The organism is Amycolatopsis sp. NPDC048633, from assembly GCF_040650695.1.
Taxonomy (GTDB): Bacteria; Actinomycetota; Actinomycetes; order Mycobacteriales; family Pseudonocardiaceae; genus Amycolatopsis.
The window spans coordinates 25,076-42,666 of sequence record NZ_JBEZHS010000036.1 but is presented as its reverse complement, the minus strand read 5'-3'; the positions used below and the strand labels follow the sequence as shown (position 1 = coordinate 42,666).

Annotated in this window: 19 protein-coding genes; 10 read left to right on the top strand and 9 right to left on the bottom strand. The window is 71.7% G+C overall.

Features of this window, described 5'->3' with window-relative positions; all coding sequences use genetic code 11:
• Nucleotides 1-28: 28 nt before the first annotated feature.
• Nucleotides 29-988 (bottom strand): winged helix-turn-helix domain-containing protein, encoded by a 960-nt coding sequence (locus tag AB0C38_RS40555; RefSeq protein ID WP_360683604.1) that lies wholly within the window; start codon nt 986-988, stop codon nt 29-31.
• A gap of 519 nt (nt 989-1,507) precedes the next feature.
• Between AB0C38_RS40555 and AB0C38_RS40550 the strand changes: the two genes are divergently transcribed.
• Genes AB0C38_RS40550 through AB0C38_RS40530 form a run of 5 tightly spaced genes read left to right on the top strand, consistent with a single transcriptional unit; the run spans nt 1,508 to nt 5,887 of the window.
• The gene (locus tag AB0C38_RS40550; RefSeq protein WP_360683601.1) at nt 1,508-3,730 is read left to right on the top strand and encodes an ATP-binding protein; all 2,223 of its coding nucleotides are present in this window, start codon (nt 1,508-1,510) and stop codon (nt 3,728-3,730) included.
• On the top strand, nt 3,727-4,167 hold the full coding sequence (locus AB0C38_RS40545) for a roadblock/LC7 domain-containing protein (RefSeq protein WP_360683598.1): 441 nt from the start codon (nt 3,727-3,729) through the stop codon (nt 4,165-4,167). The genes AB0C38_RS40550 and AB0C38_RS40545 overlap by 4 nt, the downstream gene beginning before the upstream one ends.
• The gene (locus AB0C38_RS40540; RefSeq protein WP_360683595.1) at nt 4,164-4,541 is read left to right on the top strand and encodes a DUF742 domain-containing protein; all 378 of its coding nucleotides are present in this window, start codon (nt 4,164-4,166) and stop codon (nt 4,539-4,541) included. Before AB0C38_RS40545 ends, AB0C38_RS40540 begins: the two co-directional genes overlap by 4 nt.
• Nucleotides 4,522-5,109 (top strand): ATP/GTP-binding protein, encoded by a 588-nt coding sequence (locus AB0C38_RS40535; RefSeq protein ID WP_360683592.1) that lies wholly within the window; start codon nt 4,522-4,524, stop codon nt 5,107-5,109. Before AB0C38_RS40540 ends, AB0C38_RS40535 begins: the two co-directional genes overlap by 20 nt.
• Before the next feature lie 19 nt (nt 5,110-5,128).
• Nucleotides 5,129-5,887, top strand: a complete 759-nt coding sequence (locus tag AB0C38_RS40530) for an MHYT domain-containing protein (RefSeq protein ID WP_360683590.1) — start codon at nt 5,129-5,131, stop codon at nt 5,885-5,887.
• 75 nt (nt 5,888-5,962) lie between these two features.
• Here the strand turns inward: AB0C38_RS40530 and AB0C38_RS40525 are convergent, their stop codons facing one another.
• Both AB0C38_RS40525 and AB0C38_RS40520 read right to left on the bottom strand, forming a co-directional pair.
• On the bottom strand, nt 5,963-6,580 hold the full coding sequence (locus AB0C38_RS40525) for a PaaI family thioesterase (RefSeq protein WP_360683587.1): 618 nt from the start codon (nt 6,578-6,580) through the stop codon (nt 5,963-5,965).
• 32 nt (nt 6,581-6,612) lie between these two features.
• Nucleotides 6,613-7,374 (bottom strand): SDR family NAD(P)-dependent oxidoreductase, encoded by a 762-nt coding sequence (locus AB0C38_RS40520; protein WP_360683584.1) that lies wholly within the window; start codon nt 7,372-7,374, stop codon nt 6,613-6,615.
• 67 nt (nt 7,375-7,441) lie between these two features.
• On the opposite strand from AB0C38_RS40520, the gene AB0C38_RS40515 reads away from it, so the two are divergent.
• Nucleotides 7,442-7,960 carry a hypothetical protein gene (locus AB0C38_RS40515; protein WP_360683581.1) on the top strand — a complete coding sequence of 173 codons (519 nt, stop codon included), beginning with the start codon at nt 7,442-7,444 and terminating at the stop codon, nt 7,958-7,960.
• A gap of 49 nt (nt 7,961-8,009) precedes the next feature.
• The gene (locus AB0C38_RS40510) at nt 8,010-8,552 is read left to right on the top strand and encodes a ferritin (RefSeq protein ID WP_360683578.1); all 543 of its coding nucleotides are present in this window, start codon (nt 8,010-8,012) and stop codon (nt 8,550-8,552) included.
• 6 nt (nt 8,553-8,558) lie between these two features.
• Here the strand turns inward: AB0C38_RS40510 and AB0C38_RS40505 are convergent, their stop codons facing one another.
• A complete protein-coding gene (locus AB0C38_RS40505) occupies nt 8,559-9,053 on the bottom strand; it encodes a hypothetical protein (RefSeq protein WP_360683575.1) in 495 nt (164 codons plus the stop codon).
• A 115-nt stretch (nt 9,054-9,168) separates the two neighbouring features.
• On the opposite strand from AB0C38_RS40505, the gene AB0C38_RS40500 reads away from it, so the two are divergent.
• Together AB0C38_RS40500 and AB0C38_RS40495 are read left to right on the top strand one after the other, a co-directional pair.
• On the top strand, nt 9,169-9,726 hold the full coding sequence (locus tag AB0C38_RS40500) for a TetR/AcrR family transcriptional regulator (protein ID WP_360683572.1): 558 nt from the start codon (nt 9,169-9,171) through the stop codon (nt 9,724-9,726).
• On the top strand, nt 9,723-10,187 hold the full coding sequence (locus tag AB0C38_RS40495) for a nitroreductase family deazaflavin-dependent oxidoreductase (protein WP_360683569.1): 465 nt from the start codon (nt 9,723-9,725) through the stop codon (nt 10,185-10,187). Before AB0C38_RS40500 ends, AB0C38_RS40495 begins: the two co-directional genes overlap by 4 nt.
• Before the next feature lie 51 nt (nt 10,188-10,238).
• Here AB0C38_RS40495 and AB0C38_RS40490 read toward each other — a convergent pair whose 3' ends face one another.
• The 5 genes from AB0C38_RS40490 to AB0C38_RS40470 are packed head-to-tail and all read right to left on the bottom strand — an operon-like array spanning nt 10,239 to nt 15,745.
• On the bottom strand, nt 10,239-12,362 hold the full coding sequence (locus tag AB0C38_RS40490) for an esterase (protein ID WP_360683566.1): 2,124 nt from the start codon (nt 12,360-12,362) through the stop codon (nt 10,239-10,241).
• Nucleotides 12,359-13,471 carry an alpha/beta hydrolase gene (locus AB0C38_RS40485; protein ID WP_360683563.1) on the bottom strand — a complete coding sequence of 371 codons (1,113 nt, stop codon included), beginning with the start codon at nt 13,469-13,471 and terminating at the stop codon, nt 12,359-12,361. Before AB0C38_RS40485 ends, AB0C38_RS40490 begins: the two co-directional genes overlap by 4 nt.
• 20 nt (nt 13,472-13,491) lie before the next feature.
• Complete coding sequence (locus AB0C38_RS40480; protein ID WP_360683560.1) at nt 13,492-14,475, bottom strand: ABC transporter permease subunit; 984 nt, start codon at nt 14,473-14,475, stop codon at nt 13,492-13,494.
• Entirely contained in the window at nt 14,472-15,353 is an 882-nt protein-coding gene (locus AB0C38_RS40475; protein ID WP_360683557.1) for an ABC transporter ATP-binding protein, read from the bottom strand. The genes AB0C38_RS40480 and AB0C38_RS40475 overlap by 4 nt, the downstream gene beginning before the upstream one ends.
• Entirely contained in the window at nt 15,350-15,745 is a 396-nt protein-coding gene (locus AB0C38_RS40470; protein ID WP_360683554.1) for a GntR family transcriptional regulator, read from the bottom strand. Before AB0C38_RS40470 ends, AB0C38_RS40475 begins: the two co-directional genes overlap by 4 nt.
• 327 nt (nt 15,746-16,072) lie before the next feature.
• Here AB0C38_RS40470 and AB0C38_RS40465 point away from each other — a divergent pair, with 327 nt between their 5' ends.
• The gene (locus AB0C38_RS40465) at nt 16,073-17,578 is read left to right on the top strand and encodes an alpha/beta hydrolase (RefSeq protein WP_360683551.1); all 1,506 of its coding nucleotides are present in this window, start codon (nt 16,073-16,075) and stop codon (nt 17,576-17,578) included.
• Nucleotides 17,579-17,591: the final 13 nt, after the last annotated feature.

The following is a 17,591-nucleotide window of genomic DNA, read 5'->3' as shown; positions in this document are numbered from 1 at the left end:
TGAGTCATTCACGGCATCGCGACCGGGGTCAGCTGGCCCGGATGACGCCCAGCCCCAGTGGCGTGACCTCGTGGATCTGCGACTTCCCCGACCGCGCGCTCGTGATCAGCCCGCTGGCCCGCAGCACCGACGCGTGCTGGCTGGCCGTCGCCAGGGAGACGCCCGTCAGCTCGGCCAGCTCGCTCGTGTTGCACCGCGTGATCGCGACCGTCATCAGCACCCGCGCCCGCGTCTGGCCGAGCAGTGCCGCCAGGGACGGCCCGGGCTCCGCGTCGCTGTCGAAGCGGGTGTGGCTGATCGAGTAGACCAGCACCGGCGGGCGGCCCGGGTCCTTGTAGGTCGTCGGCATGCCGTGCGCGAAGAACGTCGGGATCAGGCGGAGGCCGCGGCCGTCCAGGTGCAGCTCCTGCTCGATCGGGAAGCGCACCCGCAGGACCGGCGGTGACCACGTGACGTCCGGGTGCACCGTCGAGAGCAGCAGCTGCGGCCCGCCGCGGTCCAGGTTCGACTCCAGCCGGCGGCGGTCGCGGGCCACCACGCGGCGGACCGTCGCCCAGTCCGGGGCCACGCACTGGCGGTAGTAGTCGTGCAGGGACGTGCCGAGCCGGTGCAGTTCGCGGGTCTCGCCGCCGGCCATCCGGCGCAGCCACGGTGCGACGCGCGTGCCCTGCGCCGCCAGCTCGGCGACGTCGGCGGCCAGGGCCGCCGGAGGCGTTTCGAGCACCGCCGAGACGCCCTCGCCGATCGTGGCGCGCCCGGCGGGGGTGATGAAGTCCGGGCAGTACCCGTACGGCGGGACGGCGGACATCAGCAGCCGGCCGGACTCGGGGACCGCGGAGCGCGACCCCCGGCGCCACCGGCCGAAGAACGGCTCGCCCTCCGGACGCCGGATCCGGTAGCTGCTCATGAGCAGCTCCCACATCGGATCGGCGTCCCCGGCGATGGTCACCTTCGCCAGGTCCGCATCCGTGAAGTGGATCTTCAGCATCGACGCACCGCCCTTTCCGGGCCGAGAATAGCGCTGGTGGGGTGGGGTCTCCCCACCCCGGGAGCTGTGACGTTTCGCGCAGGCGCGAAAGGTCCCAGGGCCGGTTGACGCTGCCGGGGCGCCCCTGGCACGTTCTGGCCGGTACCCGGCGACGGGTGGTGCGGGCCGGCTGGGGGTCGGCCTGGCCACGGTAGTCCGAAATGGACGGTCCGGGCCCCGGTGACCACGGTCCGCGCACGGACCGTCCCCCGACAAGGTGTCGCCCGGGCCGGTCGCGAGGGCGGAAATTCACGGACTCCGCACGGTTTTCCGCACGATGTCTTGGGGTCGCTCACCCTCCGCGAGGGTAAAAATCCGGGCTGTCGAGGCTCACCCTGCGTAGCTGGTGCGTACGGGGGAAACGGCCGGTGTTCCTTGACAGCGCCGCCGTCGCCGGGGTTATGTCTCCGTTCTGAATTCAGCGGAAAAAATCCAGTAAATCGTTCTCGGGCCACCGGTACGAATCGAGCCAAGCCACCGATGAAAGAAGACGAACCGCTTCGCCGTCGTTCCGCCCCGTCGTGGAATCCCGGCACCTGGCGGCTGCGCACCAAGATCTCCGTCGTGTTGTTGCTGCCCGTCCTCGTCGCCCTGCTGCTGGCCGGCGGGCGCGTGCAGGCCGAGCTCGCCCAGGCGGGCGCGCTCAGCGGGGTGCGCGACCAAATGCCGGTAGTGCAAGGGATCGCCGAGCTCACCGGGCTCGTCGACGACGAGATGATCCACGACGGCGGAGCCGAGCAGACCGCCGCGGTGGACGCGAAAGCCGCCACCATCCGCCACGACGCCGAATTCGCACAGCTGGGACCGGAGCTTTCGCGGACGCTGGAAGATCAATTGGGAAAATTGGCCGGACTGCGTCAGCAAGGCGGTTCCGCCGGCGGGAAAACCCCGGCCTACCACGACTTCGTCGTCTCCCTCAGTGAAGTGATCCCCGGCATCGTCGGCCAGGCCGGGAATGCCGACCTCGACGCTTCGGCCGATATCACGAAAGGGCTGACGCAGCTGAGGGCGACCCTCGCCGGGCAGGAGGTGCCGGACGGGCGGTCGGCGGACTCGCTCGCGGCGGCCGTCGCCGAGGAATCCGTGCTCACCGGGCAGATCCGCCGGGCGTTGCCCACCGGTGCGGTGGCCGCGCGGTTCGCCGCCGCCACCATCCCCGGCGCCGGCGGGCCCGCGGCCAAGCGCGCCGCGCTCGGGACCATCCTGTCCGACCAGGTGAAGACGCTTTCGGACGCGGTCGGCGCGCGGACCAACGTCACCCGGTCCGACGCCCTGCGCGACGCCGCGCTGGTGATCGCCTCGCTGCTCGGCGCCCTCGCCATCGCGCTCGCCGTGGCCCGCTCGGTCGTCGCCCCGATCCGGCGGCTGCACGCGGCCGCGCTCGACACCGCGCGCCGCCGGCTGCCCGGCACCATCGAGCGGATCCGGGGCGGCGAGGACGTCGACTGGCAGGCGACCGAGCGGCTCCCCGTCGACTCCGAGGAGGAGATCGGCCAGCTCGCCCGCGCCTTCGACGACATGCACCGGCAGGCGGTGCGGCTGGCCGTCGGCGAGCAGGCCGAGATGCGCATCCAGGTCAGCGAGATGTTCATGACGCTGTCGCGGCGCAGCCAGTCGCTGGTGGAGCTGCAGCTGTCGGTGATCGAGGACCTCGAAGCCGACGAACAGGACCCGCAGCGGCTGGCCGAGCTCTTCCAGATCGACCACATCGCCACCCGGCTGCGGCGCAACGGCGAGAACCTGCAGGTCCTCGCGGGCGGCCGGCCGGTGCGCCGCGAGGTCGGCCCGGTCGCGACGGTCGAGCTGCTGCGGGCCGCGACGTCGGAGGTCAAGGACTACCAGCGGATCACGCTCGGCAACGCACCCCGCGGTTCGGTGCAGTCCGAGGCCGCGGCCGACGTCGTGCACATCCTCGCCGAGCTGCTGGAGAACGCGATCCGGTCGTCCCCGCCGGACGAGCAGGTCGTGCTCACCGCCGACCGCGGCTTCGACGGCGGCGTGCTGATCGAGGTCGTCGACGTCGGCCTCGGCATGACCCGCGAGGACCTCGATGCGGCGAACGCCCGGCTCGCCGCCGGCGCCTCGGTGAGCCCGGAGACCACCCGCCGGATGGGCCTGTTCGTGGTGAGCAGGCTCGCCGCCTCCCACGGGATCACCGTGCGGCTGCGGCCCACGACCACGCGGACCGCGAGCGCCGGCATCACCGCCAGCGTGCACGTCCCGGGCGTGCTGATCCTGGTCGACCTGCCGGCCCGGCCCGGGCTGCCGGCACTGACCCCGGGGGTCAACGGCGCCGCCCGGCACGAGCTGGAACCCCGGTGGCCCGTCGAAGAACCCGTCGCTGTCGTGGAGCACGCGCCGATGCCGACGCCGATCTTCGACCAGATGCTTTCGCACTGGTTCGCCGACACCCCCGCGAAACCGGCGCGGCCCGGTGAGTGGACGACCCCGGCCGACGACGTCCGGCAGGCCGCCGAAGCCGCGGTCGGGACGCTGGACGACCTCGAGTTCACCGACTCGGGCCTGCCCACCCGGCAGCCCGGCGCCCAGCTCGCCCCGGGCTCGGTCGCCCCGCGTCAGCCGCAACCGGCCGACTCGTCGTTCCGGGACCCGGCCGCGGTGCGGAACAACCTTTCCCGGCACTACAGCGGCATGCGCGCGGCCCGGCACCGGGTCGCGACCGACCCGAAGGGCCCGTCATGAGCACGAGCGCGCGGCAGGAAGGAGCGGAAGTGGTCGACCAGTCCCGGAACTGGCTGGTGTCGGCGTTCACGCAGGAGGTGCCCGGCGTCGCGCACGCCGCGCTCGTCTCGGCGGACGGCCTGCTCGTGGCGGCGAACGAAACGATGCCGCGCGACCGCGCGGACCAGCTCTCGGCGATCGCGTCCGGCCTCGCGAGCCTCGCGCTCGGCACGGCCGACCTGTTCACCGCCGGCCGGGTCGTGCAGTCGGTCATCGAGATGGAGCAGGGCTTCCTGATGCTGATGAACGTCGGCGACGGCTCGAACCTGGTGGTGCTGGCCAACCCCGGCTGCGACATCGGCCTGGTCGGCTACGAGATGACGCTGCTCGTCGACCGGGTCGGGAAGATGGTCGAGACTCCCGCGCGGCCCGCGGCTGCCCCGGGGGCGAGCCGGTGACGGAAGGCCGTCGCCGCGAAGGCGGGCGGCACGCGGCTTCGCTGGCCCGCCCGTACTCGTGGACCGCCGGTCGCACCCGGCCGACGGTCGACCTGGCGGTGGAAGCCCTCGTCGAAACGACGCGGGAGGGGCGGACGGCGCCCTTCAGCCCGACCAACCCGCTGGCCGCGGTGACGCAGCTGTGCCTGCACCAGCGCTCGGTGGCGGAGGTCGCGGTGCACCTGGGCGTGCCGCTGGGGGTGGCCCGGGTGCTCATCGGCGACCTGCTGGTCGCCGGCCAGGTGTCGATCCGCGACACGCTCACCGCGGACGCTTCCTTCGACGAACGCAACGACCTGCTCGAAAGGGTCCTCAGTGGACTACGCGCACTCTGAAAAACGGATCACCTCGGCCAAGATCGTGGTCGCCGGCGGGTTCGGAGCCGGCAAGACGACCTTCGTCGGCGCCGTCTCGGAGATCGACCCGCTGCGCACCGAAGCCGTGATGACGGCCGCGGCCGTCGGCGTCGACCGGACCGAAGCGGTGCCGGGGAAGTTCTCCACGACCGTGGCGATGGACTTCGGCCGGCTCACCCTGGCCGACGACCTGGTCCTCTACGTGTTCGGCACGCCGGGCCAGCACCGGTTCTGGTTCATGTGGGACGACCTCGTCACCGGCGCGGTGGCGGCGATCGTCCTGGTCGACACGCGCCGGCTGGCGGACTGCTTCGCGTCGATCGACTTCTTCGAGTCGCGCGGGCTGCCGTTCCTGGTGGCCGTCAACCAGTTCGCGGACACCCGCCAGCACCCGCCGGAACAGGTGCGCGAGGCCCTCAAGATCCCGGCCGAGGTCCAGGTGATCACGTGCGACGCGCGTTCGCCGGAGTCGACGAAAGAGACCCTCATCGCCGCGGCGGAGCACGCATTGGCCGCGCTGCACGCGCCGCGCCGGCAACAAGCCTGACAGGAGCACGGAAATGCACATGGACCACGACGACTTCGCGATGGGCAACTGGCTCGTCGTGCTCGCGTACTTGACTTCGGTGGTGGGCTGCGCGCTCGGGCTCGCCTGCACGCTGCAGGCGCGGTCCACGGACAACGCGCGGACGCGGCTGACCTGGCTCGCGCTCGCGGCGGTGTCGATCGGCGGGGTCGGGATCTGGGTCATGCACTTCATCGCGATGCTCGGCTTCTCGACGCCGGGGCTGCCGGTGCGGTACGACATCCTGCGCACGGCCCTCTCGGCGGTCCTGTCGGTGGCGGCGGTGTTCTGCGGCCTGCTGGTGTTCGGCGTCCGCAACCGGTTCGCGTGGAAGCGGCTGCTGTTCGGCGGGCTGCTGACCGGGCTCGCGGTGAACGTCATGCACTACACCGGGATGTGGGCGGTCCAGATCAAGGGCACGATCGGCTACGACCCGACGCTGGTGGCGCTGTCGGTGGTGATCGCGGTCGTCGCGGCGACGGCGGCGCTGTGGTTCACGGTCGGGCTCGACAAGCTCCTGCCCCGGCTGGCGGCGGGCCTGGTGATGGGCGCGGCGGTCACCGGCATGCACTACACGGGCATGGCGGCGGTCCGCCTCCACCTCGACCCGGCGGCGCCGGACCCGTCGGGCACGGAGGTGTTCTCGTTCCTGTTCCCGGTGTTCGTGCTGGCGGCGCTGGCGATGGCGGTGCCGATCTGCGCGGTCCTGATGGCTTCGTCGAGCTCGGAGGCGCCCCGCCACACGACGTCGGTCTCCTGACCGGAACGCGGTGAATGACTCTCATTCCTGGCGTCCGGCGCAAGGAATGAGTCATTCACTGCACCGGGCGACCGGTCAGTCCCTTGTGGACACCGGGAACCGGTCCGCGCTGAAGTGCACCAGGATCGCTTTCGCGCTGGCGCAGACCGTGTCCCCGGCGCGAAGGGTCCCGGTCGCGTGGAGCTTCCGCCCGTCGCGGCGTTCCAGCCTGCCCTCCGCGACGAGCGGCACGGCGTACGGCGTGCCGCGGTGGTAGTCGATCGTCAGCGACGCCGTCATCCCGGGATAGCCGGCCGCCGCGGTCGCGCGGCCCAGGACGTGGTCCAGGACCGCCGCCACCCAGCCGCCGTGGACCCGGCCCGGTGGTCCTTCGTGCGCCGCGCCGAGCAGGACCTCCGCGCGGACCTCGTCGGGCCCGATGTGCGTCCAGGAAAGCGGGGGAGCCAGCGGGTTCCCGGGGCCTTCGAGGGGGTTGTTGATGCTGAGGTGGCCACCGCCTTCGAGCGCGGCCAGCAGCAACGGCGGCGAACCGGCGGTGGCGCGCAGGGCGGTGGTGACCGCCTCGACCCGGCTCGCGGCGGCGGCCAGGTCGGCGTCTTCGCCCGCGCACACGGAAGCGTCGATCAGCTCGCGGATCCGGGACCCGAGCAGCGCACGCCCGGGCGGCACGCCGTCGACGATCGGGAATGTCATCGCGCCCCCCAAAAACTAGAACGTGTTCCACGTTACCAGGTCGGACGGGCCGTCACTCCGCCGTCGACGACGAGGTCGTGCCCGGTGATCCAGGAAGCCAGCGGGGAAGCCAGGAAGACGCACGCGTTGCCGACGTCGGCCGGCGTGCCCAGCCGGCCCAGCGGGGCGGCGCGCTGCCACCGCTCGACACCTTCGGGCCAGTCCTGCTCCAGTCCCGCCCGCGAGATCAGCCCGGGCGACACCGTGTTGACGCGGATGCCGCGCGGCCCGTACTCCAGCGCGGCACCGCGGGCGTGCATCACCAGCGCCGCCTTGGCCGCGCTGTAGTGGACGTGCCCGGGCGCGGGCTGCCGGGCTTCGATCGAGGCGATGTGCGTGACGCTGCCGCCCTCGCGCATCAGCCGGCATGCCGCCTGGGTGCAGGAAAAAGCGCTGGTCAGCGTACTGTCCAGCATCGCGCGCCAGCGCTCGGCCGTCAGGTCCGCGAGGGCTTCGACCGGCTGGACGCCGGCGTTGTTCACGAGCGCGTCGAGCCGTCCGCCCCAGACCGCGACGGCTTCGAGCAGTGCGTCGCAGGCGCTTTCGTCGGTGAGCTCGGCGGAGAAGGCGCGGGCCCGGCCGCCCACGGCCTCGATCGCCGCGACGACGTCGTCGCCCGCGCCGGGACGGCGGTGGTGCACGGCCACCGCGCTGCCCGCCTCGGCGAACCGCAGCGCGATCCCGCGGCCGATCGTGCCGGCGGCACCGGTGACGCAGGTGACCGTGCCGGAGAGGTCGGGGAGGTGGCTCGGCACGAGTCCGATCGTAGCCGGGACGCGATCGGCGGGCGTTTTTCCCGGATTTCGCGAGTATCGTGCCCGCATGATCTCGCCGGTGCCGACCGCACTCACCCTCGTCGAGCCGGTGCCCTGGTGGGGCGTTCCGGTGATCGCCGGGGGCTTCCTGCTCGCGGGCGCGCTGCTCGCGTTCCTCGCGATCGCGTTGAGCGACCGCCGGAAGCTGAACCGGGAAGACCGCCGCCGGTGGGACCGGGAGGTGCGCGACACCTACCTCGAGATCACCCGGCAGCTCGCCCGGATCACCGCCTTCCGGCACCAGGTGCTGACCGACGAAGACGACCGCCGCGTGCGGTACCAGGCCGGCGCCGACGCGCTCGCGGGCATGCGGGAACAGGTCGCGATGCTGGAGGTGATCGGGACGCCGGCGCTGATCTCCCGGGCGCACGAGCTGGAAGACCGCAGCGGCGTGGTCGTTTCCCTGTGGCACGAGCTGATCAACCCCGGAAAGCCCGAGTACCGGGCCTTGAACACGGCCCGGAACGAGTTCCTGGACGCGGTGAAGGACAGCATCCGGGTGGAGCAGTACCAGCCGCGCACGTGAGGCGGCTGACGGGTGCGCGCGGGCGGCCCGGCGCCGTACCTTGTGGGGCATGGCCGATACCGAGCGTTCGAAGTTCTCCGAACTCCTGCAGGAGCAGATCCGGCACGAGTTCACCGCCGCGCAGCAGTACGTCGCCCTCGCCGTCTGGTTCGACGCGCGTGACCTGCCGCGGCTGGCGAAACGCTTCTACCGGCAGTCGATCGAGGAGCGCAACCACGCGCTGGCGATGGTCCAGTACCTGCTCGACCGGAGCCAGCCGGTGGCGATCCCGGGCAGCGGCGACGTCCGCAACGACTTCTCGAGCGCGCACGAGGCGATCGAGCTGGCCCTGGACCAGGAACGCGCCGTGACCGCCGACATCGAGGCGATGGCGAAGGCCGCGCGGCTGGAGGAGGACTACCTCGGCGAGCAGTTCGTGGCCTGGTTCCTCAAGGAGCAGGTCGAAGAGGTGTCGCAGATGTCCACGCTGCTCACGGTCGTCGAGCGGGCCGCGGACAACCTCTTCGAGGTCGAGAACCACCTGTACCGCGAGGCGGCCACGGGCGTCGAGGACGCGCCGGCCATGCCGCCGGTCGCCGGCGGGAAGCTCTGACGCCGGCTACATGAACGAGGTCAGCCACATCGCGAGCCAGAGCGTCTGGCTCAGCAGCACCGCGAGCAGGCCCAGCCGGACCACGCGCTTGCGTCGCTTCACCAGGCCCGCGACGAGCACGAAGAGCCCGAGCAGGAAGGCGACCAGGGCGACCAGGTAAAGGACGCTCGCCAGGACGGTGAGGAGCGCGCCGTGCTCTCCGTCGGACGACTGCTCCACCCCGTACACGAGGTCGGTCAGCGCGGAGAACACGGCGGCGACCGCTCCGAAAGCGACCGCCACGGCGGCGGTGCGGGCGAGGATCCGGCCGTCCTGCCGGGCGGCGACGGGGGCGCGCAGCGGCGCGGGCAGCCGAGGTGTCACGGCGGGTGCCCGCGGTGGCGGAGCGGCGATCGGCGGTTTGGATCGCGAGGCTCGCCACTGCGCCACGGCGATCCAGGCTCCGACGGCGGCCGCGATCGCGTTGATGAGCCCGATGAGCAGCGACAGCGTCTCGTTCACCGGTCCAGTATCGGCTTGATCAGGCAAAACATCTGATCTACCCGCTTTGCCGGGGTTGGCGCCGGCCCTACGATCAGGGCAGTCGTACAGGACGACTGCCCTGATCGGAGCTCCCATGACTTCACCAGCGGCCGCGCGCGGCGAAGCGGTCCGGCGACGGCTGCTGGCGGCCGCGCTCGAACTGGTCCCGGAGCGGGGCTGGCCGGCGGTCAGCACCCGGGTTCTCGCCGAGCGCGCGGGCGTCACGCCGAGCGTCGTGCACTACCACTTCGCGTCGGTCCAGGCACTGCTCGTCGAGGCCGTGCTGGAAGCGATGCGCGGCGTGGCCGGCGAGTTCGAGCCGATGCTCGAGCAGGCGCGCACGCCCGAAGAGGCCGTCGACGCGGTGGCCGGCGCCGTCGAGCGCTACACCGGTACCGACCCGATGTCCCTGCTGGTCATCGAGGCCTCCCTGGCCGCGACGCGCGATGAGGCGCTGCGGCGGGGGATCGCGGAGGTCCTCGACGGCCTGCGGACGCGGCTGGGCGGCTGGTTCCGCGACCACGGCGTCCCCGACCCCGACGCGACCGCGGCGGTGCTCGCCGCCACCGTCGACGGCTTGCTGCTGCACCGGGCCCTGAGCCCGGCGCCCGCGACGTCGGCAGCGGTCCTGCGCCGCCTGGTCCGGTCATGAGGGCGGTGCGGCCCGGGCCGTTCATGCGGGCGGTCTTCCGCGCGCCGGTGCGGGTGTACGACCACGGCTTCGGGTGGGTGTTCGGCCGGCGGTTCCTGTGCCTGACGCACGTCGGCCACCGGTCGGGGCGGACCTACCGGACGGTCCTGGAGGTGGTCGGCGTCGAGGGCGGCGAGTTCTTCGTCGTCGCCGGGCTGGGCGCGGGATCGGACTGGTACCGCAACATCCGGGCGCGGCCGCCGGTGGACGTGGTGGTGGGCCGGCGCCGGTTCGTGCCCGCGCACCGGGTGCTGGACGAGGTCGAGGCGGTCGCGGTGCTCGCCGCGTACGAGCACCGCAACCGCCTGGTCGCCCCGATCCTGCGGCGGGTGCTGAGCAAGCTGCTGGGGTGGCGCTACGACGGCAGCGCCGCCGCCCGCCGGCGGATGGCGGGTCAGCTGCCGATCGTGGGGCTGCGCTGACCGAACCGGCGGAAGCGGCACACCCCCAACGCGTGCCGCTTCCGCCGAGTCTCAATGGCAGAACGAAACTTCCGGATACCCCGGCTCGTCGAGCACCGGCCGCGCCTCGCCCCGCAGGTGCTGGTCGAAGAACGCGGTGACGTACGTCCGGGTGATCTCCTGGGTGCGCAGCGCCGTGGTCGTCGTGCCGACGTCGACGCCCAGCTGGTCACCGAACAGGCCGATGTCGGTGAACGACGCGTGTTTCGTGCCCGCCACCTCGGCCCAGCGCCGCCACCCCGACAGCTGCGCCCAATCCCGCTCCCACGGCACGTTCGGCGCGCAGGCGGTCGGCGCCAGCTGGTGGCTCATGAACATGAACGGCCGCGAAAGCGGTGCGGTGAGCGGAACCTCGGTGGTGCCGTCGATGTCCATCCCGGCGCGCACCCGCGCGTCGGCGACCATCGTGGGCAGCGAGCTCGCCCCGCCGGCCGAGTGCCCGGCCATGCCGATCCGGGACGCGTCGATCAGCGAAGCCCACTTCGGCGAACGGGTCAGGGAATCCAGCACGAACGACACGTCGGCGGCCCGGCCCAGCTCCAGCTTCGTCCAGAACGCGGGATCGTGCGGTACTTCGCACGACGCGCAGCCCGCGAACCGCCCGTCGGGGAAGCTCGTCCCGCTGTTTTCGTAGGTGTGGCCGACCAGCGCGACGGCGTACCCGTGGCTCGCCAGGTCCTCGGCCAGCGCGCTGAGCGTGGCGCGGGGTTTCGTGTAGCCGGGCGAAAGCACCACCAAGGGCAGGTGGGACCCCGCCGGGCGGGCGTCGGCGACCGAGTGGGTCACCACCTTGGTGAGCAGGTCCGGCGGCACGTCCAGGCCGCTGCCGGTGAGCAGTGCCGCCGACTCGGCCGCGGTCAGGTACCGCGTCTTCGGCCCGTGCGAAGACGTCGCCGGGTAGAAGAGCGAAACCATCAGCTCCCGGTAGGGCACCGACGGCACCCACGGGTCCGGCCGCGAAGCGTCCTTCAGGTACACCTGCGTGCTGCCCACCGGCCGGTTCCCGGTCGGCGCGGGCAGGTAGGGCGTCGACGTCATGGCGAAGCTGACCTCCGGGTACCGGGAAGACGGCTGGTCGAGCAGCGGCTGGGACTGTCCGCGCAGGTGCTGGTCGAAGAACGCCCGGACGTACGCCGCTGTGATGGCCTGCCCGCGCGCCGCCGGTGTCGTCGCGCCGAAGTCGAGGCCGAGCTGCTCACCCACCAAACCTATGTCGGTGAACGAGGGGTGCGCCATGCCCGCGACGACGAGCCAGCGCTTCCACCCCTTCAGCTGCGCCCAGTCCTGGTGCCAGCTGTCCGACTCGACGCCGGTGCCCGGGGTGTACATGTTCGCCCGGCCCAGGAACAGGAACGGCCGGTCGAGCCCCGGCGCGAGCAGCGGGTCGTCCGTGGTGCCGTCGATGTCGATCCCCGCCTTGATCCGGGGGTCGGTCACCATCGCGTCGATCGCGCTCGCGCCCCCGACCGAGTGCCCGGCCATGCCGATCCGGGACGCGTCGATCAGCGAAGCCCACTTCGGCGAGCGGGTCAGGGAATCCAGCACGAACGACACGTCCGCCGCGCGCCCGCGTTCCAGCTTCTTCCAGAACGCGTCGTCGTAGCTGCCGCAGGCCGCGCACCCGGTGACCCGGCCGTCGGGGAACGTCGTCGCCACGTTTTCGTAGGTGTGGTCGACCACGACGACGGCCGTGCCGTGGCTCGCCAGGTCCTCGGCCAGCGACGTCAGCTCGGCCCGCGGTCGCTTGAACCCGGGGGACAGGACGACCAGCGGCAGGTGGCGCCCGGCCGGCCGGGCGTCGACCGCGGCGTCGGTGTGCACGGTCGTCATGACCGAAGCCGGGATGCCGGTGATGCCGGCCTCCTCGAACACCGCGGCCGCCTCGGCTTCGGTCATGAACTGCTTCTTCGGCCCCTGCGCGGAAACCGCCGGGTAGAAGAGCGACACCATCAGCTCGCGGTAGGGCACCGTCGTGACCCACGGATCCGGCCGCGAGGTGTCCTTCAGGTACAGCGAGGTGGTGCCCACCGGCTGCGCGCCGGTCGGCCGGGCCAGCGACAGCGCCGGAGACGCCGAGGTGGGTGCGGCCGATCCGAGCGCGAGCGCGGTGACGGTCAGGAGAATGGCTTTCTTCATCCGATGAACGTCACTTCCGGGTAGGCGGGCGAAGGCGCGGCCAGCAGCGGTTGCGGACGGCAGCGCAGGTTCTCGTCGAAGAAAGCGCTTACGTAGTTCCGCGTGATGGCCAGCGCCCGGTACGCGTCGATCGACGCGCCGATGTCGACCCCCAGCTGGGACGCGAGCACGCCGAGGTCGGTGAACGAGCTGTGCGCCGTGCCGGACACCATGAGCCAGCGCTTCCACCCGGTGAGGTGCGTCCAGTCCGTCTCCCAGTCGTCGTACGGACCCGGCTGGCCCGGCGTGTACTCGTCCATGCTGCCCAGGAACAGGAACGGCCTCGACAACCCGGACGCCGGGAGCGGGACGTGGATGCTCCCGTCGATGTCGGCGCCGGCGCGGATGCGGGGGTCGGCCAGCATCGCCTGCGTCGTGATCGCGCCGCCCGCGGAGTGCCCGGTCATGCCGATCCGCTGCGGGTCGATCAGGGCGCCCCACTTCTTCGAACGCAGCAGCTCGTCGAGCACGAACGACGTGTCCTTCGTCCGCACCTGCGCGAACTTCTCCCAGAACCCGGGCTGGTCGTCGACTTCGCAGGCGGCGCAGCCGGTGACGTGGCCGTCGGGGAACGTGGTGGCACGGTTCTCGTAGGTGTGGTCGATCGCCGCGACGGCGTAACCGCGGCTGGCGAGCTCCTCGGCCAGTGCGGTGAGCGTGGCGCGGGGCTGCGTCCAGCCCGGCGACAGCACGACCAGCGGCAGGTCGTGCCACCGCCCGGCCGGTTTCGCGTCGACGACGGCGTTCGTCCGGACGGTGCTCATGACGTCCAGCGGCAGCCCCGGGATGTTTTCCCGTTCGAGGTTGCGCTCGGACTCCAGCGGCGTCATGTACTGCTTCTTGGGCCCGTTCGCCGAGGTCGCCGGGTAGAAGACGGAGACCATCAGCTCCCGGTAGGGCACCGTCGGCACCCACGGGTCAGGCCGTGAAATGTCCTTGAGGGACAGTGAGGTGACACCGACGGGCTGGTGGCCGGTCGGGCGGGGCAGGTAAGGCGTCGTGGCCGCCGAAGCGGCCGGCGACGCGGCCAGCGTGAGGGTCAAAGCGGTGGCTACTGCGAGAGTGCGCATGATTCCCCCAGGAATCGGGATCAGGACAGGTGGCGGACGCGGCGGAAGCTGAACCAGGTGAGCAGGGCGGTCATCGCGAGGAACAGCGCGAGTTCGAGCCACTGCAGCGGCCAGAACCGCGAGCCGGGCTGGTAGGTCAGGCGCTGCTGGTAGCCGTGCGCGCCGAGCTGCGCCATGCACTGCTCGAGGCCGCCGCGTTCCGGCGGGCCCCCACCCGGCCGCGGCAGGCAGTTCTGCACGAAGTCCGGCAGCGGGGACGCCACGTTCCCGTTCGGGTCGATGGTTTCGTTCGCCAGCACCCACGCGCCGGCCGGGTTCCGCACGCCGATCTCCTGCACCGCGCCGGTTTCGTCGCCACTGATGTTCGTGATGTCCTCGCCGACGATCGCGATCGTCATCTGCTGTGGCGGCAGCAGGTACGGCCGCACGAAGTTCGGCACCAGGAGCAGCACGGCGGCGAGCACGACGAGCGTGACGGCCATGGCGGCCACCGTCCGCTTCAGCAGCATCCCGACCGCGACGCCGAGCGCGAGGGCGAAGGCCGCGTAGCCGATCGGGACGATGCCGCGCGCGCCGAACACCACCGGCGCGATGCGCGAGAGCATCCCGCGATCGGTCTGCGCGGCCGCGAGCGTGTCGATCGGGCTCGCCCACCACGACACCGCCCAGCCGAGCAGGCCGGCCGCGACCATCGCGGCCAGCAGGCCGAACCCGAGCTTCGTGGCGAGCCACCGCTTGCGCGTGACGGTCTGGTTCCACACCAGGCTGTGCGTGCCGCTCTCCAGCTCGCGCGTGATCATCGGGACGCCCCAGAACACGCCGATCACCGCGGGCAGCAGGTAGAGCACCAGGATCGTCCCGCCGAACATCGTGTCCTGGTCGGAGAAGTTCGTGCGCCCGACCAGCTCCGGCCCGGTGATCCCGAGCACGACGCCGATCAGGACCAGCGCGGCGAACACGGACAGCGCGGGCAGGCGGAACTGGCGCCAGGTCAGCCAGGTCATCGGAGGACCTCCAGGGCGGGGCGGGTGGCGACGGGGTTGCTCATGTACTCGAGGACGAGGTCCTCCAGGCCGAGCTGCGCGACCGTCCACGCGGGATCGAGGATCGGCGCCTCGGTGCGCACGAGCACGGTGGTCTGGCGGTCGGTGTGCTTCGCGGAGATGACGTGCTGGTCCGCCGGCAGCGAGTCGACTTCGCGGCGCGGCCCGGAGAGCCGGTGGTGCGAGGCCAGCAGCTCGTCGACGTCGCCCATCACCCGGACCTCGGACGCCACCAGCACGACGAGGTGGTCGCAGACCCGTTCCAGGTCGTTGACCAGGTGCGAGGACATCACGACGGACAGCCCGTGCTCGGCGACCGACTCCATCAGGTCCTGCAGGAACTCCCGGCGTGCCAGCGGGTCCAGCGCGGCGACCGGCTCGTCGAGCAGCAGCAGCTCGGGCCGCTTGGCGATGCCGAGGGTGAGCGCGAGCTGCGCGCGCTGGCCGCCGGACAGCTTGCCGGCGGCCTGTTTCGGGTCCAGCCCGAGCCGTTCGACCCGCTTGGTGGCGAGCGAGTCGTCCCACCGCGGGTTGAGGTGCGCGCCGAGCCGCAGGTGCTCTTCGATGGTCAGCCCGGTGTAGACGGGCGTGCTCTGGGCGACGTAGCCGACCTTCGCCAGCTGGTCCGGGCCGCTGCCCGGCACGCCGCCGCACACCTCGATGGTGCCGGTCGTCGGCTCCAGCATGCCGGACGCGATGTTCAGCAGGGTGGACTTGCCGGCGCCGTTGGGGCCGACGAGCCCGGTGACGTGACCGGCTTCGATTTCCAGTGAGCAGCCGGTCAGCGCCCAGTTGCGCTTGTACTTCTTGCCCAGTCCCTGGGCACGCAGGACGGTCACGCTATGTCCTCTCTGGCGGAGTCGCGAAACGTGGACATCAGCAAGGCCTCGATGCTCTCTTCGTCGAGCCCGGCCTTGCGGGCCTTGCCCAGCCAGCGGCGCAGGTCCTGCCGCAGCGGCCCGAGCGCGGCGAAGGAGGCGCCGCCGTTCAGCGTCGCGGTCACGAAGGTGCCGACGCCGGGCCGGGCCGAGACGAGGCCGTCGTGCTCGAGTTCGCGGTAGGCCTTCAGCACGGTGTTCGGGTTGATGGCGAGGTCGGCGACCACGTCCTTGACCTTCGGGAGCTGGTCTCCCTTGGCGAGCATGCCCAGCCGCAGCGCGTGCCGCACCTGCTGGACCAGCTGCTGGTACGGCGACAGCCCCGACCGGGCGTCGAGATGGAACTCGATCATCGGCAACTCCATTTAACTAGGTGACTAGTACTATAGCTAAGGAGGAGAAGTCGGCGCCAGAGGGTCTTTGCGGCGCTGCCCGCCCGGCGCCGGCGGGTCGCGCGGGCAGCTGGTCCGCACGTCATGAAAGAGTCGTTCACCGCGTCCGGCGCCCTGAAAGAGTCGTTCATGACGTGCGGACCGGACCCGGCGAACGCCGCGAACCGCCCGTCCGAGATCTTTTCCGGCTCCGCTGCCAACCTCCCCACCCCCTCGGCCGTCTGTGGAGGTGATCGTTTCCCTCCGACGAAAGGGTTCTTCGTGCCTTGTTTTCCTGGGGGAGGCATCGTGCGCGGCTTGGTCGTCGCGCTCGGCGTCTCGATGGCCGTCGTGGGCGGCCCGGCCGTGGCTTCGGCCTCCGTCGACAGCGTTCCGGCACCCAAGCTGAGCTGGACCGGCTGTGAAGACGGCTTCCAGTGCGCCACCGCCGAGGTGCCGCTGGACTACGACCGGCCGGCCGGCGCGAAGATCGACCTCGCGCTGATCAAGCTGCCGGCCACCGATCCCACGCACAAGATCGGCACGCTGTTCGTCAACTTCGGCGGCCCGGGCGCGTCCGGCCTGCAGCGGCTGCGGGAGCGCGGGAAGTGGCCGTGGCTGTTCTCCGACGAGCTGCGTGCGCGGTTCGACGTGGTGTCGTGGGATCCGCGCGGGATCGGGAACAGCACCGCGGTCCGGTGCTTCGGCTCGCTGGCCGAGCAGGAGTCGTTCTTCGGCTCGTTCCCGGAGATGCCCGGCGACCCGAGCGGCAACGCGGCTTTCTACGCCAAGTCGAAGGAACTCGCCGATCGCTGTGCGGCGAACGCCGGCCCGATCCTCGAACACGTCTCGACGGCCGACACCGCGCGGGACCTCGAGCTGCTGCGCCGCGCGGTCGGCGACGCGAAGCTGACCTACCACGGCATTTCCTACGGGACCCAGCTCGGCGCCACCTACGCGAACCTGTTCCCGGGCCGGATCCGCGCGATGGTGTTCGACGGCACGATGGACTTCGTCGGCAACGCCACCGGTCACGACGGCAGCGGCAAGAGCGTCCCGCTGGACACCCGGCAGGACGTCGCCACCGGCATTTCGCAGACGTTCGACCAGTTCCTGCGCCTCTGCACGGAAGCCGGGCCGAAGTGCGCGTTCTCCTCGGGCGACCCGAAGGCGAAGTGGGCGGCGATCACCGCGCGGGCCAAGCAGGCGCCGATCACCACGGACGGCGAAACGTGGACGTACTCCGGGATCATCAACGCGGCGGCGGACCTGTCCGACTCGCGGGGCTGGCCGGACATCGCGTCGCTGCTGCAGCGTCTGTACGACGCGAAGAGCACGGTCGCCGCGGTCAAGGCAGGCGAGCCGTACACCTCCAACCGCACTGAGGCCTTCAACGCGATCCAGTGCAGTGACAGCGATGTGCCCACCGATCCGGCGATCTACAGCCGGTACGCGGAGTCCGAGGACCAGCGGGTCCCGTACTTCGGCCGGATCGCGGTGCTGGACATGATGAGCTGCGCGTTCTGGAAGGCGAAGGCGGCGGACCGGTACACCGGCCCGTGGAACCGCCCGACGTCGGCGGAGATCCTGGTGCTGAACAACCGCTACGACCCGTCGACGCCGCTGGCCGGGGCCCGCGACGGCGCCGCGGAACTGGCGCGCGCCCGGGTGTTCGTCACCGAGGGGTACGGGCACTCGTCGATGTACGTGCCGAGCACGTGCACCGAGCAGGTGAAGCGGGACTACCTGATCGCCGGGACGTTCCCGGCCGCGGGCAAGACCTGCGCGATCGACGCGAGCCCGTTCGCGGGCTGAGGTAGGGCGGGCC

Excerpts from the sequence above, each read along its gene's own strand:
- AB0C38_RS40530 (WP_360683590.1), top strand. The coding sequence starts at position 5,129 with ATGGACCACGACGACTTCGCGATGGGCAACTGGCTCGTCGTGCTCGCG.
- AB0C38_RS40470 (WP_360683554.1), bottom strand. The coding sequence starts at position 15,745 with ATGATCGAGTTCCATCTCGACGCCCGGTCGGGGCTGTCGCCGTACCAG.
- AB0C38_RS40510 (WP_360683578.1), top strand. The coding sequence starts at position 8,010 with ATGGCCGATACCGAGCGTTCGAAGTTCTCCGAACTCCTGCAGGAGCAG.
- AB0C38_RS40500 (WP_360683572.1), top strand. The coding sequence starts at position 9,169 with ATGACTTCACCAGCGGCCGCGCGCGGCGAAGCGGTCCGGCGACGGCTG.
- AB0C38_RS40515 (WP_360683581.1), top strand. The coding sequence starts at position 7,442 with ATGATCTCGCCGGTGCCGACCGCACTCACCCTCGTCGAGCCGGTGCCC.
- AB0C38_RS40480 (WP_360683560.1), bottom strand. The coding sequence starts at position 14,475 with ATGACCTGGCTGACCTGGCGCCAGTTCCGCCTGCCCGCGCTGTCCGTG.
- AB0C38_RS40525 (WP_360683587.1), bottom strand. The coding sequence starts at position 6,580 with ATGACATTCCCGATCGTCGACGGCGTGCCGCCCGGGCGTGCGCTGCTC.
- AB0C38_RS40485 (WP_360683563.1), bottom strand. The coding sequence starts at position 13,471 with ATGCGCACTCTCGCAGTAGCCACCGCTTTGACCCTCACGCTGGCCGCG.
- AB0C38_RS40490 (WP_360683566.1), bottom strand. The coding sequence starts at position 12,362 with ATGAAGAAAGCCATTCTCCTGACCGTCACCGCGCTCGCGCTCGGATCG.
- AB0C38_RS40495 (WP_360683569.1), top strand. The coding sequence starts at position 9,723 with ATGAGGGCGGTGCGGCCCGGGCCGTTCATGCGGGCGGTCTTCCGCGCG.
- AB0C38_RS40545 (WP_360683598.1), top strand. The coding sequence starts at position 3,727 with ATGAGCACGAGCGCGCGGCAGGAAGGAGCGGAAGTGGTCGACCAGTCC.
- AB0C38_RS40555 (WP_360683604.1), bottom strand. The coding sequence starts at position 988 with ATGCTGAAGATCCACTTCACGGATGCGGACCTGGCGAAGGTGACCATC.
- AB0C38_RS40550 (WP_360683601.1), top strand. The coding sequence starts at position 1,508 with ATGAAAGAAGACGAACCGCTTCGCCGTCGTTCCGCCCCGTCGTGGAAT.